Source organism: Brevibacillus sp. NPDC003359 (assembly GCF_042878995.1).
GTDB lineage: Bacteria > Bacillota > Bacilli > Brevibacillales > Brevibacillaceae > Brevibacillus.
The window spans coordinates 48,493-63,750 of sequence record NZ_JBIAOR010000022.1; the positions used below are offsets into that span (position 1 = coordinate 48,493).

The 15,258-nt window shown below is 47.2% G+C and carries 14 protein-coding genes and 1 other annotated feature; of the genes, 1 reads left to right on the forward strand and 13 read right to left on the reverse strand.

All coding sequences use genetic code 11. From position 1 onward, the window contains the following. Positions 1 to 19 precede the first annotated feature (19 nt). Positions 20 to 281, reverse strand: a binding site (T-box leader). 29 nt (positions 282 to 310) lie between these two features. From gltX to ACFYU8_RS29060, 4 genes are all read right to left on the reverse strand, one after another. Continuing rightward, on the reverse strand, positions 311 to 1,777 hold the full coding sequence (gene gltX / locus ACFYU8_RS29045; protein WP_390306284.1) for a glutamate--tRNA ligase: 1,467 nt from the start codon (positions 1,775 to 1,777) through the stop codon (positions 311 to 313). Between the two features lie 87 nt (positions 1,778 to 1,864). After that, positions 1,865 to 2,338 carry a 2-C-methyl-D-erythritol 2,4-cyclodiphosphate synthase gene (gene ispF, locus ACFYU8_RS29050; protein ID WP_390306282.1) on the reverse strand — a complete coding sequence of 158 codons (474 nt, stop codon included), beginning with the start codon at positions 2,336 to 2,338 and terminating at the stop codon, positions 1,865 to 1,867. A 3-nt stretch (positions 2,339 to 2,341) separates the two neighbouring features. Next, the gene (ispD, locus tag ACFYU8_RS29055) at positions 2,342 to 3,028 is read right to left on the reverse strand and encodes a 2-C-methyl-D-erythritol 4-phosphate cytidylyltransferase (protein WP_390306280.1); all 687 of its coding nucleotides are present in this window, start codon (positions 3,026 to 3,028) and stop codon (positions 2,342 to 2,344) included. 24 nt (positions 3,029 to 3,052) lie between these two features. Next, positions 3,053 to 4,141: a PIN/TRAM domain-containing protein gene (locus ACFYU8_RS29060; protein WP_390306278.1), complete on the reverse strand. Its 1,089-nt coding sequence runs from the start codon at positions 4,139 to 4,141 to the stop codon at positions 3,053 to 3,055. Positions 4,142 to 4,429: 288 nt separating this feature from the next. Here ACFYU8_RS29060 and ACFYU8_RS29065 point away from each other — a divergent pair, with 288 nt between their 5' ends. Further along, complete coding sequence (locus ACFYU8_RS29065; RefSeq protein ID WP_047074748.1) at positions 4,430 to 4,825, forward strand: nucleoside triphosphate pyrophosphohydrolase family protein; 396 nt, start codon at positions 4,430 to 4,432, stop codon at positions 4,823 to 4,825. 95 nt (positions 4,826 to 4,920) lie between these two features. Here the strand turns inward: ACFYU8_RS29065 and pssA are convergent, their stop codons facing one another. The 9 genes from pssA to ACFYU8_RS29110 form a co-directional block, all read right to left on the reverse strand. After that, complete coding sequence (pssA, locus tag ACFYU8_RS29070) at positions 4,921 to 5,649, reverse strand: CDP-diacylglycerol--serine O-phosphatidyltransferase (protein WP_017247027.1); 729 nt, start codon at positions 5,647 to 5,649, stop codon at positions 4,921 to 4,923. A gap of 113 nt (positions 5,650 to 5,762) precedes the next feature. Continuing rightward, a complete protein-coding gene (gene disA / locus ACFYU8_RS29075; protein WP_390306276.1) occupies positions 5,763 to 6,839 on the reverse strand; it encodes a DNA integrity scanning diadenylate cyclase DisA in 1,077 nt (358 codons plus the stop codon). Between the two features lie 8 nt (positions 6,840 to 6,847). After that, on the reverse strand, positions 6,848 to 8,215 hold the full coding sequence (gene radA / locus ACFYU8_RS29080; protein ID WP_390306274.1) for a DNA repair protein RadA: 1,368 nt from the start codon (positions 8,213 to 8,215) through the stop codon (positions 6,848 to 6,850). A 105-nt stretch (positions 8,216 to 8,320) separates the two neighbouring features. Beyond that, the gene (locus tag ACFYU8_RS29085) at positions 8,321 to 10,771 is read right to left on the reverse strand and encodes an ATP-dependent Clp protease ATP-binding subunit (RefSeq protein ID WP_390306272.1); all 2,451 of its coding nucleotides are present in this window, start codon (positions 10,769 to 10,771) and stop codon (positions 8,321 to 8,323) included. Positions 10,772 to 10,837: 66 nt separating this feature from the next. Next, entirely contained in the window at positions 10,838 to 11,911 is a 1,074-nt protein-coding gene (gene mcsB, locus ACFYU8_RS29090) for a protein-arginine kinase McsB (protein ID WP_390306270.1), read from the reverse strand. 19 nt (positions 11,912 to 11,930) lie between these two features. After that, the gene (mcsA, locus tag ACFYU8_RS29095; protein WP_390306268.1) at positions 11,931 to 12,449 is read right to left on the reverse strand and encodes a protein-arginine kinase activator protein McsA; all 519 of its coding nucleotides are present in this window, start codon (positions 12,447 to 12,449) and stop codon (positions 11,931 to 11,933) included. A gap of 16 nt (positions 12,450 to 12,465) precedes the next feature. Beyond that, positions 12,466 to 12,930 (reverse strand): CtsR family transcriptional regulator, encoded by a 465-nt coding sequence (locus ACFYU8_RS29100; RefSeq protein ID WP_390306266.1) that lies wholly within the window; start codon positions 12,928 to 12,930, stop codon positions 12,466 to 12,468. A 195-nt stretch (positions 12,931 to 13,125) separates the two neighbouring features. Next, positions 13,126 to 13,803, reverse strand: a complete 678-nt coding sequence (locus ACFYU8_RS29105; RefSeq protein ID WP_390306263.1) for an HAD hydrolase-like protein — start codon at positions 13,801 to 13,803, stop codon at positions 13,126 to 13,128. 29 nt (positions 13,804 to 13,832) lie between these two features. Then, complete coding sequence (locus ACFYU8_RS29110; RefSeq protein ID WP_390306261.1) at positions 13,833 to 14,954, reverse strand: MGDG synthase family glycosyltransferase; 1,122 nt, start codon at positions 14,952 to 14,954, stop codon at positions 13,833 to 13,835. Positions 14,955 to 15,258 lie beyond the last annotated feature (304 nt).

Genomic DNA, 15,258 nt, shown 5'->3' on the forward strand with positions numbered 1-15,258 from the left:
ATCCCCTCAAATACGAAGGGACAGAGACGGTTTTACCGTGGTTCCACTCTGCTTAGATCGTCATCACTGTCACTCGAACTCACAACAGTCATGAACAAATCTCGCTCATATCCCGATAACGGCGGGAAGCCGATGTCGCCTACTGATATCTTTTCAAAAAGATAGGTTCGGCTCATTGCTCACAGGGGCATTTCCATACAGGGCACATCAGATGGCTCTCACCTATCCATCCTCTCTGTAGATGTGCTAACTGTTGTACTTCTCCTGATCGTCGCATTCCTTTGTATAAAATCATGCAGCAGACAATCGCCTACTGACCGTTTGCAATTACTTGCTCTGCACGTGCAATCACCTTGTCGCGTCCGAGCAGATACAACGTCTCAGCCAAATCACGCCCATGCGCCTGGCCAGTTGCTCCTACACGAACCGGCATGAACAACGCCTTGCCTTTGTGACCCGTATCCTTTTGCACGTCTTTGAGTACCGCTTTAATAACATCCACATTATATGCATCCTGGGCAGAAAGGTGTTTCACAAAGGAAGCAAGTACTTCCGGCAAATGCGGTTCTTTTAGCACCAGAGTTGCTTCTTCATCGTACACCACTTCGTCGAGGAAGAAAAGAGCTGCCAACGGAACGATTTGCGCACAGTAAGACATCTGCTCTTGGTACAGGCCAACGATACTGCGAACCCATTCGCGCTTTTCAGCAGACAAATTCTCTTCGATGAAGCCAGCTTTTTGCAGATGTGGGATACACATGTCTGAAATCATATCCAGCGGTTGGCGCTTCAAATAGAAGTTGTTCATCCAGTTCATCTTCGTTGCATCAAACACCGCTGGCGACTTGTTCACGCGGTCCATCGAGAACAGCTTGATCAAATCTTCGATTAAGAAAATCTCTTCTTCGCCACCTGGAGACCATCCCAAAAGAACAAGGAAGTTCACGATTGCTTCTGGCAAGAAGCCGAGGTCACGGTACTGCTCAATGAACTGAAGAATGCTCTCGTCGCGCTTGGACATCTTTTTGCCGTCTTGGTTGAGGATCAAAGCCAAGTGAGCAAAGTCAGGCACTTCCCACCCAAACGCTTCATAAATCATCAATTGACGAGGCGTGTTGGACAGATGCTCTTCACCACGAATGACGTGGCTAATTTTCATCAAATAGTCGTCCACTACAACGGCGAAGTTGTATGTAGGAATTCCATCCGGACGGCAAATAACGAAATCGCCCATCTCATTGGAGTTGAAGGTTACCTGGCCACGAATCAGGTCGTTCACAACATACTCGCGATCATCCTGAACGAGGAAGTGAATGGACGGCACTCGCCCTTCTGCTTCGTACTGAGCACGCTGCTCGTCCGTTACATGGCGATGCTTTTCCAAAATGCGTGGTGTTTCTCCACGCGCGAGCTGTTCTTCACGCTCTGCATCCAGCTCTTCTTTTGTCGCGTAGCAGTAGTATGCTTTGCCTTCTGCCAGCAGTTGATCGATATATTTCCGATAAATGTCCAGACGCTCTGTTTGACGGTACGGTCCATACGGTCCACCAATGTCCGTACCTTCCTCCCATGTTACGCCAAGCCATTTCAGGTTTTTCATCTGCTCTTCGTCCGCATTTTCCTTATTGCGCGTTTGGTCCGTATCTTCAATCCGAACAATGAATGAACCACCGTGATGTTTTGCAAAAAGATAATTGAAGAGCGCTGTTCGCGCACCGCCGATGTGTAAATGCCCCGTAGGACTCGGCGCATAACGAGTGCGAATTTCTTTCGCCATTGGTAGCACCATCCTTATGAATGTAAAAGGCTATAACCTTGACCTAAGTAAAAACGTATCTAAGGCTTTATGTTACACCTTGCCCTTCTACTTGACAAGCAAGCATACTGCCTGTGCAGCGATTCCTTCTCCTCTGCCTGTAAAACCGAGTTTCTCCGAAGTCGTCGCCTTCACATTCACTTGCGACAGGTCGTCTACTTCCAGTACGCGCGCAATGACTTCACACATTTGCGGGATGTACGGCGCCATCTTCGGTGCTTGGGCAATGATCGTTGCATCCACGTTTCCTAAACGGTAGCCGCGCTCCCGAACCAACTTCCATACATGCTCCAGCAGCTTTACACTGTCTGCATCTTTAAAAGCGGGATCTGTATCTGGGAAATGACGGCCAATATCCCCTTCGCCAATCGCTCCAAGAATCGCGTCACTAACCGCATGGAGGAGAACATCCGCGTCGGAATGCCCCAGCAAGCCTTTTTCATACGGGATGGTGACGCCTCCGATAATGCATGGACGCCCCTCCACTAATTGATGCACGTCAAAACCTTGACCAATACGCATGAGCTACTCTCCCTTTCGTTTCCGCAATATCTCTTCACCAAACCACAGATCGTCTGGCGTAGTAATCTTAATGTTCTCATAGCTTCCGTCCATAATCGCTACTGGATGACCCAGCCACTCAACCAGCATCGCATCATCCGTGCCTAACTTCCCCGCTGCCTCTGCTGCCTGATGTGCCTCTCGCAATAAAGACATACGAAAAGCTTGTGGGGTTTGAACCGCCCACAAGCTTTCCCGTGCCGGGGTTGACTCTACAAGTCCAGTTGCCCCCACCACTTTTATCGTATCTTTGACAGGTACTGCCATGATTGTTGCCTGATCTTGTTGCACCTGTTTGATCATGTCACTGATCTGTTTGCGAGTGACGAAAGGACGAGCAGCATCGTGAACCAGTACGTAATCGCAATCTGCGGGTAGTGAAGCCAGGCCGTTTCTCACACTGTCTTGTCGCTCCGCTCCACCCAGCGTCACCACAGCCTCCAGCTTTTCATCCGAGAGCCAGGCCATTACTTCTGCGTGGTCTGCTTCACTCACCACCAGCACGACTCCATCAATGTCGGGATGAGTAGTAAAAAGACGTACCGTATGAGCCAAGATCGGCTCGCCCGCAAGCGGTAACCACAACTTGTTTCGTTGTCCACCCATTCGTTTACCCGAACCGGCTGCAACGATCACGACACCCGTACCCACTGATTCATCCCTCTCCTGTCTTTTCTACAACGCTCGTTCCAGCAACTTTGGTTTGGCGAAGATCATTCGTCCTGCTGAAGTTTGCAGCACGCTCGTTACGAGAACATCGACGTCGTTTCCGATGTATTCTCGTCCGCCCTCTACGACAATCATCGTGCCATCGTCCAGATAAGCGACACCCTGACCGTGCTCTTTCCCATCCTTGATTACTTGAACGTTCATTTCTTCCCCAGGTAAAACAACAGGCTTGACTGCATTCGCCAAATCATTGATGTTCAAGACCCCAACACCTTGCAGCTCACATACCTTGTTCAGGTTGAAGTCGTTGGTTACGACCTTTCCGCTAATGAGTTTGGCAAGCTTGATCAGCTTGCTGTCCACCTCGGATACTTCTTCAAAATCGCCTTCCCAAATCTGAACCTTTACCTTCATTTCTTTTTGAATCTTGTTCAAGATATCCAGACCGCGACGACCGCGGTTTCTTTTCAGTACATCGGAGGAATCAGCGATATGCTGTAGCTCCTCTAACACAAATCCCGGAATGACCAGTACACCTTCTAGAAAGCCGGTACGGCAAATATCTGCGATGCGTCCGTCAATGATGACGCTGGTATCGAGAATTTTATTTTCCAAGGTAGCTGCAGTTGTTGCGCTTTCCTTTTTCTTATCCTTACGTCCAATCGAAAATACCGACATAATCTCGTCCCGCTTGCGAAACCCTACCTGGAAGCCCAAATAACCAAGCAACCCGGAAACAATTAACGGCAAAAGATCTCCTACAAATTCAATCGGAATTTTACTGATGGGCAGGAATAATAAGAATGCAATAATAAGACCACTAATCAACCCCATCGCTCCGAACATCACATCGACAACCGGCATTTTGACGAGCGTCTCTTCACCCCATCGAACGATGCGCAGAACATAATCCACAACCCAATTCGCTAAAAAGAAAAACAAGATGGCACCCAGTACAGCTCCAATATATTGCGATCCGGCTACTACACCAAAGTTTAACAGTGGATCAAGCAACGAGAACAGTTCGTCACCAAATCGAAACCCCAATCCGCCACCAATCAAAACAAAAATGAATTTTCCTACTCGGCGTAACATGCCTTCACCTCCTTTTACTAATTATAGACAGAACCTTAAGAGTAAAACCCTATTTTTTTCCAAATCATTACAATGCTTCATTTTACTTTCCCTCACTATAGCAAAAAAGATTTTGCCATGTCAAATAGCCAAAAATTTTAACATAGTTGTCATTTTCTCGTCAACCCGGGAACACTCGTTTCCTTCGATGATAAATTGACAGGGAGCTGACTCCCTTCTTATAATGTCAGTATCGCAATGAGAGAAAATTATGACGATACCAACAGCCTAAAGCAGAGGTGAACCAGGATGGACAATCGAAACATAGACGACTTTCAAACGCAAGTATCCGAGCTTTTGATCAGACATCGTAGCGTACTGGACGTCATGTCCAAAGTTCAGGAAACGGCATCCCGCATTAACCGTTCACTGACAAAAGCCATCACCGAATGCGGCTGTGTCGAAGTGGTTGCCAAAAAACAGACATACGATTCCAACAAGAATCTGGAGGACAACAAGTCCCAATTGGACACCCACTTTAACGGCCCACTGTGCGAGCATTGTCGCGACGTAGTTACTGCTGAGCTTGGCAAAAACCTTTTTTACCTCACTGCCTTGTGCAATATTACTGACATTAAGCTAGAAGATGTGCTTCAGAAAGAATCCAACCGACTGAATACTTTGGGTGTCTTCAATCTGTCTTAAAAATCCGTTACTCGTATTACGAATGAACCCTATAAAAAGTTGCATACAAAAAAGAAAAACCCACACATTGAAGTGTGGGTTTTTTTATGCCGTAACTATTCAAACGGGACTGATTCTTCCTCTTTGTTTTTACGCTTACGTAATTTTTTGACGAGAAAGTCAACGTTTTTTTTTATTCCGTACAGTGCGTAAAAAGCGAGTGGTAAAAATACAATTTTTGGAAATTGTTGCGGATACTTAATCGCTACAACAACCACAATCGCGATGATAATCGGTGTGATCCAGTAAGCGGATTTGGGAATCCCCACTTTTTTAAAGTTAGGATACTTGACCTTTGATACCATCAAAAAGGCAAGCAGCAACATACTTACGGCAAGCAATACCGGAGTGAACACTTGGTGATAGAGTGCGAGTGTAGCCAATACGCCTCCCGCTGCCGTAATCGGCAAACCGATAAAATACCCCGGAACCCCGGCCTGTACGTTAAAACGCGCCAAACGCAGCGCACCACAGATCGGAAAAATGGCTGTAATGAGAATCCCAAGCAAATCAAAGTGTTGCAAGACGACAACATACATGATGAACGCTGGCGCAATCCCAAAGGTAATAACGTCAGAAAGGGAATCCAATTCCTTCCCGAATTCGCTTTGGGCATTCAGCATACGAGCTACACGTCCATCCAGCCCGTCTGCCAGCATACCAATGATCACTGTGATCGCTGCATATTCGACGTATTGATCGCCTCGAAACGCAAGAATAATTGCTAAAACTCCCAGAAACAAGTTGCTTACGGTTAGTATGTTCGGTAACGATTTCACGAACATAGACTACCTCCTGATTTCTTTTGCGTAAGGAGCAGGTTATCCTGTCGACCTTGTTTTTATGCAAGTCCTTAGGCAAATGTTGAATACAAATAATGCCTTTATCCTATTCTACTTTAAATGTGTCTGTCAATGAACACTTGTTCTTGAATCCGTTTCAGCCCCTCTTTAATTGCTCTCGCGCGAACCTCACCAATGCCTTCAACTTCGTCTAATTCCTGAATCGTTGCCATCATGATTCGCGGCAAATGATGAAAATGCTCTACCAGATTCGAGATGATCGTGACGGGCAGACGCCGGATCTTATACAGGATCCGATAACCTCTAGGGGAAACAGATTCATCCAGCATACTAGCATGGGAGGAATACCCCAGCGTTCGCAAAAAAGAAGGGAGCTCGAGCATTTCCTCCGAGTTCAATTTTTTCATGTCCCGGAGCACAAGATTAGGTGAATAGGATGGATCTCGGGAGTAGTCCCGAATAAGCATATGGGCCTCTTCCTCAATGTTTGAAACCAGTTCCTCCAATTGCATACTGACGAGCCTTCCTTCTACCCCTAGCTCACATATGTACTTGGAGACCTCTGTCTTAATACGTAACACCATCTCAATCCGTTGCAAAACCGAGGCAACCTCGTGTAAAGTAACGAGCTCCTCGAATTCTAACGCACCGAGATTCGTCAAAGTTTGCTCCATCACGGCCTTGTATTTCTCAAGGGTAGATACAGCCTGATTCGCTTTGGCCAAAATGACGCTGATTTCGCTTAAGACATACCGGAAATTCCCCTGGTACAGCGTGATCACATTGCGACGCTGAGAGATCGCAATGACCAAATGATTCGTTTGCATGGCCGTCCGTTGCGCTGTACGATGCCGTGTCCCCGTCTCGCTCGTGGGGATTGAGGAGGGTGGGAAGATTTGCGTATTCGCGTACAGGATACGTTTTGCGTCTTCACTTACTATAATCGCCCCATCCATCTTCGCTAATTCATACAAATGGGCAGGAGAAAACTCACAATTGATGGAAAAACCGCCATCGACAATCGACTTCATCTCCGGACCGCATCCAATGACGATCAAGCCCCCGGTTTTGGCCCGTAAAACATTTTCTAACCCTTCACGAAGCTGTGTGCCGGGTGCGACGAGACGAAGCACATCACCGAATTGCGGAGTTCTTTTGATGTTCCCCTGCATGCCCACTCCTACCTCCTTATCACCTCGTTCAACGCATCGGCGATATTGCTCACACCAATTACTTGAATATCTGCTGGCGCATCCAGACCACGGATGTTTTTCTCCGGTATGATGACACGCTTAAAGCCTAACTTATGTGCTTCTCGTACTCGTTGCTCAATCCGGGAGACACCGCGCACCTCACCAGTCAAGCCAATTTCTCCGATAACGACATCATGCGGATTGGTAGCATGGTCACGGAAACTGCTTGCAATGCTTATGGCAATGGCCAAATCAACCGCTGGCTCATCTAATCTAACCCCACCTGCTACGTTTACATAAGCATCCTGATTTTGCAGCATCATGCCCATGCGCTTTTCCAGCACTGCCATGATCATCGCCACACGCTGATGATCGACCCCTGTTGCCGTTCTCCGTGGGGTTACAAAGCTAGTCGGGGCAACAAGAGCTTGCAGCTCAACCAAAACGGGACGTGTGCCCTCCATACTGGCTACGACTGTCGAACCCGCAACACCAAATGGACGCTCTGCCAAAAATATCTCGGATGGATTCGCCACTTCCTCCAAACCGCGATCTTTCATCTCGAAAATACCGATTTCGTTTGTCGAACCAAAACGGTTTTTGACGGCGCGCAAAATTCGAAACGTATTGTGTCGCTCCCCTTCAAAATAGAGAACAGCATCCACCATGTGCTCAAGCATACGCGGACCAGCGATGGAGCCTTCTTTGGTTACGTGACCGACAATGAAGGTGCCAATTCCTTTCCCTTTTGCAATCCGCATCAATTGGGCTGTCGCCTCCCGCACTTGTGCGACACTTCCCGCAGCTGATTGGATCGTCGGGTGAAACACTGTCTGGATCGAGTCAATAATGAGTACATCCGGGTCTACTTGATTAATATGCTGTTCGATCAAATCCAAATCATTTTCTGCCAATACAAACATCGGCGGCGTTTGCAAATGGAGTCGATCCGCGCGAATTTTGATTTGTTTTGCCGACTCCTCTCCAGATACATAGAGAACCTTTGCCCCTTGATGAGCTAAGGCAAAAGATGTCTGCAAAAGCAATGTCGATTTTCCGATTCCGGGGTCACCCCCGACCAAAATAAGTGAACCCGGAATAAGTCCTCCACCGAGAACACGATTCAATTCTCCGATCGTCGTATCCATGCGCGGCTCTTCTTCACTGGCAACCTGGGTCAATGGAATTGCAGATTGGCGCTGGCCGCCGCTCATCCCCTCGTGACGATGTGCATTTTTTACCGTCACTTCCTCTACCAAGGTGTTCCAGCTGCTACACCCCGGGCATTTTCCCATCCATTTTGGCGATTCATAGCCACATTCTTGACACGCGTATTTCGTTTTATACTTTGACATTATCGCACCCTCACTTCGATTTCTTTCTCTACTTTTATCATAATTACGCACCCAAAAAAAGAATACCTCCCGAATCAGGAGGCATTCTATTACGTTTCAACCAGCTTACGATTTCGTTTTTTCAAGGCGCTTGACAACCAGCTTGCCTTCTTCAGCCTCGATATTGACGGTATCGCCTTTACTGATCGTGCCCTTGAGCAATTCCTCGGACAAATTATCCTCGATGTGGCGCTGGATAGCACGACGCAGAGGACGCGCCCCATAGGCAGGATCAAAGCCTTCTTTTGCCAATACTTTCTTGGCTTCCTCGGTCAATTGGAAATCAATGTCTTGCTCTTTCAAACGTTTACGCAGATCGTCTGTCATGAGAGATACGATTTGTTCGATGTGCTCTTGCTCCAAAGAGTGGAACACAATGACTTCGTCGATACGGTTCAAGAACTCAGGACGGAAGCTCTTTTTCAGCTCATCCATGACTTTGTCCTTCATATCCTGATACTTTCTTTCCGAATCGTTGGTCGTGAAGCCGAGCGTCGTATTTTTCTTGATCATGTTGGCTCCGACATTGGAAGTCATGATGACAACCGTATTGCGGAAATCAACGGTACGGCCCTTGGAGTCTGTCAGACGACCATCATCCAGCACTTGTAGCAAGATGTTAAATACGTCTGGGTGGGCTTTCTCGATTTCGTCCAGCAAAATGACAGAGTAAGGCTTGCGACGCACTTTTTCGGTCAGCTGACCGCCTTCGTCAAAGCCCACGTAGCCAGGAGGGGCCCCTACCAGACGAGCGGTGGAATGCTTCTCCATGTACTCGGACATATCTACACGAATCATTGCATCCTCGTCGCCGAAAAGCGTCTCTGCCACGGCACGAGCCAATTCGGTTTTACCCACACCAGTAGGTCCCAGGAAGATAAACGAGCCGATCGGGCGTTTTGGGTCTTTAAGACCAGCACGGGCACGGCGGATTGCACGCGAGATGGATTTGACTGCTTCATCCTGACCAATGACACGATCGTGCAAAATCTCTTCCATCTTCAGCAAGCGCTCTGTTTCCTCTTCCTTCAACTTCAACACTGGAATACCCGTCCAACTCGCCACTACTTGCGCGATGTCTTCTGGCGTAACCTCCATGTTCAGCTGGCCTTGGCGCTCTTTCCAGTCTTTTTTCGTTTTATCCAGTTCTTCGCGCAGTTTTTGCTCCTGATCACGAAGTGCTGCTGCTTCCTCGAATTCTTGAGATTGCACTGCAGCATCTTTTTCCTTGCGCACCTCTTCCAGACGTGCCTCCAACTCTTTGAGGTTTGGCGGAACTGTAAAGGATTGCAAGCGAACTTTGGAAGCCGCCTCATCGACCAAGTCGATGGCCTTGTCAGGCAGGAAGCGCTCCGTAATATAGCGGTCAGACAGTTTTACTGCCTGCTCAATTGCTTCATCGGTAATTTTGACTCGATGGTGGGCTTCGTAACGATCACGAAGGCCATGCAGGATACGAATGGCATCTTCCGCTGTCGGTTCATCAACCCGAATCGGTTGGAAACGACGCTCTAGTGCCGCGTCTTTTTCGATGTACTTGCGATATTCATCCAGCGTAGTGGCACCTACGCACTGTAGCTCGCCACGTGCCAGAGCAGGCTTCAAAATGTTGGAGGCATCAATTGCGCCTTCTGCTCCGCCTGCACCAATCAAGGTGTGCAGCTCATCAATAAACAGGATGATGTTTCCTGCTTGGCGAATTTCGTCCATGATTTTTTTCAAACGATCTTCGAACTCACCCCGATACTTGGTTCCCGCAACAACGGTTCCCATATCGAGTGTCATGACGCGCTTATCACGAAGCGTCTCCGGAATTTCGTTGTTCACGATTTTTTGAGCAAGACCTTCTGCGATAGCTGTTTTCCCTACGCCAGGCTCCCCGATTAAAACAGGGTTGTTCTTGGTGCGTCTGCTAAGTACTTGGATCACACGTTCGATTTCTTTTTGACGACCGATGACCGGGTCCAGCCCGCCATCACGAGCGATCGCAGTCAGATCCCGAGCCAAACCGTCCAATGTCGGCGTATTCGCCGCTGGATTCCCTCCAGACGGTTGATGAGATGCCATCATTTCCGAGCTACCAAGAAGCTGGAGCACCTGCTGACGTGCCTTGTTCAGGCTAACGCCCAGATTGTTCATGATTCTCGCAGCAATGCCTTCTCCTTCACGGATCAAGCCAAGCAAAATATGTTCAGTCCCCACATAGGTATGACCCAGCTTGCGGGCTTCGTCCATCGATAGTTCAATAACCTTTTTGGCGCGAGGTGTATAGTTTGGTGTGTAATTACTACCGGACTGCTCTGTTCCTCGCCCGATTAACGACTCCACTTCACTCTGGATTTTATCGAGGCCAAGCCCAAGTGATTGCAGTGCCTTCGCCGCAATCCCTTCGCCTTCTCGAATAAGTCCCAGCAGCACATGCTCTGTCCCAATATCTTTGTGTCCGAGACGAACCGCCTCTTCCAGGGCAAGCGCCAGTACTTTTTGTGCTCGTTCTGTAAAACGTCCAAACATCATATCGTACACCTCCGTATAACCGTGTTTTTTCTCTATATGGTTAACAATTGCGTGATACCATTACGATTACTCTTGTGATTCGACTACGCGCAGACGTTCTCGGATTAGCCTTGCCCTTCTTTCATCTCGTTGGTCCGGAGTGAGCTTTTGTCCAGCGTGGTGTTGTAAAAAACCTGGCTGTGTCGTGACCAACAGCTCGTTTAAGACCAGCGGAGATACATTTGGAATGATCCCTAGATCAATCCCCAGACGTACATCAGACAGGCGTTGAGCCGCTTCCTTGGACTCTACCGTGCGGGCGTACATCAGGATACCATACGACCGAAAAATCCGATCCTCCAAAGAAACCCGGGTATGCTCCAGCAAATAAGTACGTGCCACACGTTCTTGCTCAATAATCTGTCTGGCTACACCGTAGAGATTGGAAAGGATATCCGACTCAGACAACCCCAGCGTGACCTGATTAGATAACTGAAAAAGATTCCCTAGAGCTTCGCTGCCCTCTCCATAAATTCCTCTAACAACTAGACCAACTTGATTAATTGCCTGTAAAATTCTGCTGATCTGCTGCGTCATCACCAGAGCGGGCAAGTGCAACATCACAGATGCACGAATTCCCGTCCCCACATTAGTTGGGCAGCTTGTAAGATAACCTCTTGTTTCGTCGAACGCATAATTCAAGTTTTTCTCAAATATGTCGTCTATCTTCGTACCTAATTCCCATGCCTCGTTCAAACGAAACCCGGGTAATAGTACCTGTATTCGAATATGGTCTTCTTCATTAACCATAATGCTGACGGACTCATCTTCACGAAGCAATACGGCACCTTTGCGAGATTCCTCTGCCAGATGAGGGCTAATCAGATGCTTTTCTACGAGCACGCGTTTTTCTAACGGGTTTATTTGGTCCATATGGATGACCTGAAGCTTAAGCTTTTTGCGCATGGCTTCCGAATCGCTTACTTCTGTTACCTTTCTGACGACTTCCTCGCCCTGCGAGTCCGTTGCCAATAACGGAAAAGGGTGCTGGCGTAGGTTACGGGCGATACGCAGCCGTGTACTAATGACAATGTCGGAATCAGGACCTTCTCCTTTCATCCAATTGCTCCACGGGTTTTGCATAAACTGCTTCTGGGACATAACCAGCTAACCTCCCTTGCTACGATTGGGCCATTTTTTGTTCCAATGCTCGAATTCGATCACGCATTTCTGCTGCCTTCTCGAACTCTTCACTGGCGACATGACTTTGCAACGCTTGCTTTAGTTGCTCCAGCTCTTTGCGGATCTTCAATTTGCCACCGGTTCGCTCTGGTACTTTTCCACTATGCTGTGTGTTTCCATGAATCCGGCGGAAAAGTGGGTCCAGTCGATCACCCAAAAAAGTGTAGCAATCACTACAGCCAAATCGGCCGCTTTTACTGAATTGAGCATATGTGAGTCCACATGTTTCGCATTGAAGCGGCTTATTAGATGCCGTTTCGCGTCCATTCTTTTGCATGGGATCAAATTTTAAAAGTCCTGACAGGAGATTGTTGATGCTGAAGTTGTGAAAGCCGGTAAAGACGTCCCCTTTTTCATGAGCACACTGCTCGCAAATATGGTATTCGGTTTTTTCGCCATTGACGATTTTCGTCAAATGAAGTGTCGCCGGTCGTTTTCCGCATTCCTCACAGTTCATTCCATCATACCTCCTTTTACTTCAACAGGATTGCTGCGATCATCTGCTTTAAAATATTTGCCCGCAAACGATCCCGCAATTCAGCTTCTAGCGTTAATACGTTTCGCGAGGTAGCGATTTTCATCAAGGTGGCTTCCCTGATGTTGACTAATCCTTCCTCCAATAGTCTTTCTACGATCGCATTTCCCACGCTCTGAGTGATGCTCTCACCAATCAGTTCTTCTGTTAGCAATTCCTGCAAGCGTGCTTTGCTTACAATCTGCACCTTGCGTATGCGAATATACCCGCCGCCCCCGCGCTTACTCTCTACACTGTATCCTTTTTGAACGGTAAAGCGCGTATTGATGACGTAATTGATCTGAGACGGCACACATTGAAAATGGTCGGCAAGCTCACTACGCTGAATCTCGATCGATCCATTGGGACTGTTTGTAATGATGCTTTTTAAGTGATGTTCAATGATGTCCGAGATGTTACGCAAGTCATCGCCTCCTATTCCTCTGTGTTGTTTTCTATGGTTACCTATTGACTTTGACTATCTTTGACGTTAATTATAATGGGTTTAGTGCGTGCCCGCAAGTGTCCCTTACACATTCTAGTGTGGGCAAAAGAAGGTCGCTTGAAACTTGGACATGATCAACAAAAAAACCACTCCCTGAGGAATGGTTTATGTTTGTTATTGTGTATTGGTGTCGATTGCTGGCACATGATTCAGTAGCTGAGAGAAGCTGGTGATGATGACATCTGCACCATCAAGCTCGCCTGGTTTGGCAAAACCAAAGTCGCATCCAATGGTAAATAAGCCGTTTATCTTGCCTGCTTCCACGTCGGAGTGACGATCTCCTACCATGACGGCCTGCCCGATTTTGTAATCAGACAACAATTTTGCAACCAGGTCATTTTTGGAATGCGTACGGAAACGGCCAGCGGAGTACAGGTCGGTCATCAGCGGCTTTAACTCGTATTCCTGACAAATGGCATCGATGTACTCTTCCTGCCCATTGCTTGCTACAAACAAAGCAAATCCTTTTTCACGCAGCTTTTCCAAGGTTGATTTTACATCCGGATATAGGTCAGTCACTCTTTCTTTGAGTAACTGGATTTCATTGTCTAGCAAGAAGGCGTCTGCTGAGCGAATTGCTTCCTCACTCGCGCCCGGCAACAATTTGTCCCAGATCTGCTCGATCGTCATTCCCAGTACATTGATCAGTTCACCTTCGTCAGGGGTCTCCCCTTGCCATAGCCCTTTTTGACGAAGCTGATCAAACGTTCGAATAAATGCCGGGGTCGACAGTTTTTCTGTTTGCAGTAACGTGCCATCCATATCAAATAGTATGGCGAATGGTACAGTCATAGGTTCCTCCGTTTTGTCTGGCTAGGCAGCTATTCTAATTCTCCAGGCAACATCTTCATATCATCCATGATAAACTCGGTAATTCGTTGTGCTGCATCTGGCTTCGAGATTTTTTGTCCCATTCTACGCATATAATCCACCTTTGACGGGCTATGCAATAGTTCATCGATAAAGTAAATCAACTGCTCAGACAGATTCGCGTGTACAGCACATCCATTATTGAGCAAAAAGTGGCTGTTCCTCTCTTCCTGTCCAGGCAGAGGGTTGTAAATAATCATGGGTACTCGTTTACTCATTACCTCAGCTGATGTGAGCCCGCCTGATTTGGTGACAATTAAATCAGCCGTTTCCAAGTATTCGTGGAAGTTATTGATGAATTTTAGCGGTACGACCTCATGGCGATACGTACGATTTATAACTTTTTTGTACAGCTTGTCGTTTGTCCCTGTTAACACAAAGGTTTTCAGAGGAAGGTTAATCTCTTCTAGCCCATCTAATACCTTTTCCATCGAGCCGAGACCCAATCCGCCCCCTGACAGAATAATGCTCTTTTGTCCAGGAGCGAGGCCAAGCTTTTGCCGAATCAAATCGTGTTCTAATGGCAAGCTGAATTTTTTCATGATGGGAATGCCCATCGGAATGAATTTTTGATGATCCTGTCGATAAACGTCTAACAGATAATACAGTTGTTCATGGCCGATGAAGTAATAATTGATATGGTGATTAATCCAAGAAGGATGGATTGTATAGTCGGTAATGATCGTATAGATTGGTTCCTTCCAATCATTTCTCCCTTTCAGTACGGAGAGCATACAGCTTGCAAACGGATGCGTAGCAATAAAGGCATCAGGCTGTACACTGTTGATCAGCTTTTTTAGTTTGTTTGCCAATAACTTATTCATTAGCACATTCATATCGAAGAAACGGGTTTTTTCTGTATTATGGTAAATTCTGCCCCACATCTTGGGTGACAGCCTTAACAGATTCATATAGCTTTCCAACAAAATCTTGTGAAAGGTGGGGCTAATATATTCCAACGTATCGATGATCATTGATGTGCAACCATTCTCGGCCAAGCTTTCTTGCATGGCCCGCGCTGCCTGGTTGTGTCCGTTACCGATGGAAGCGGAAAAGATTAGAATTTTTTTCATGAACGATTCTCCTTCATAACCTCGCCTACTCCAACGCCTGGATCAGGTACCTTCTCATGTTAGTCTACCCCAAGACCCGTCTGCAAGAGGGAACTTGTCGGTCATTTGGACTAACTTATCGACAAAATCTTTGCGAGTTTGACTTTTTTCTATAAAAACGAAAAACCTCCTTACCCATTCTGGGGTAAAGAGGTTGGTTTCATTCCCTGAAAACTGAATACGCATGATTGCTAAGAATTAGTGGATAAGTCCTCGACCGATTAGTATTCGTCAGCTCCACGCGTTACCGCGCTTCCACACCGAA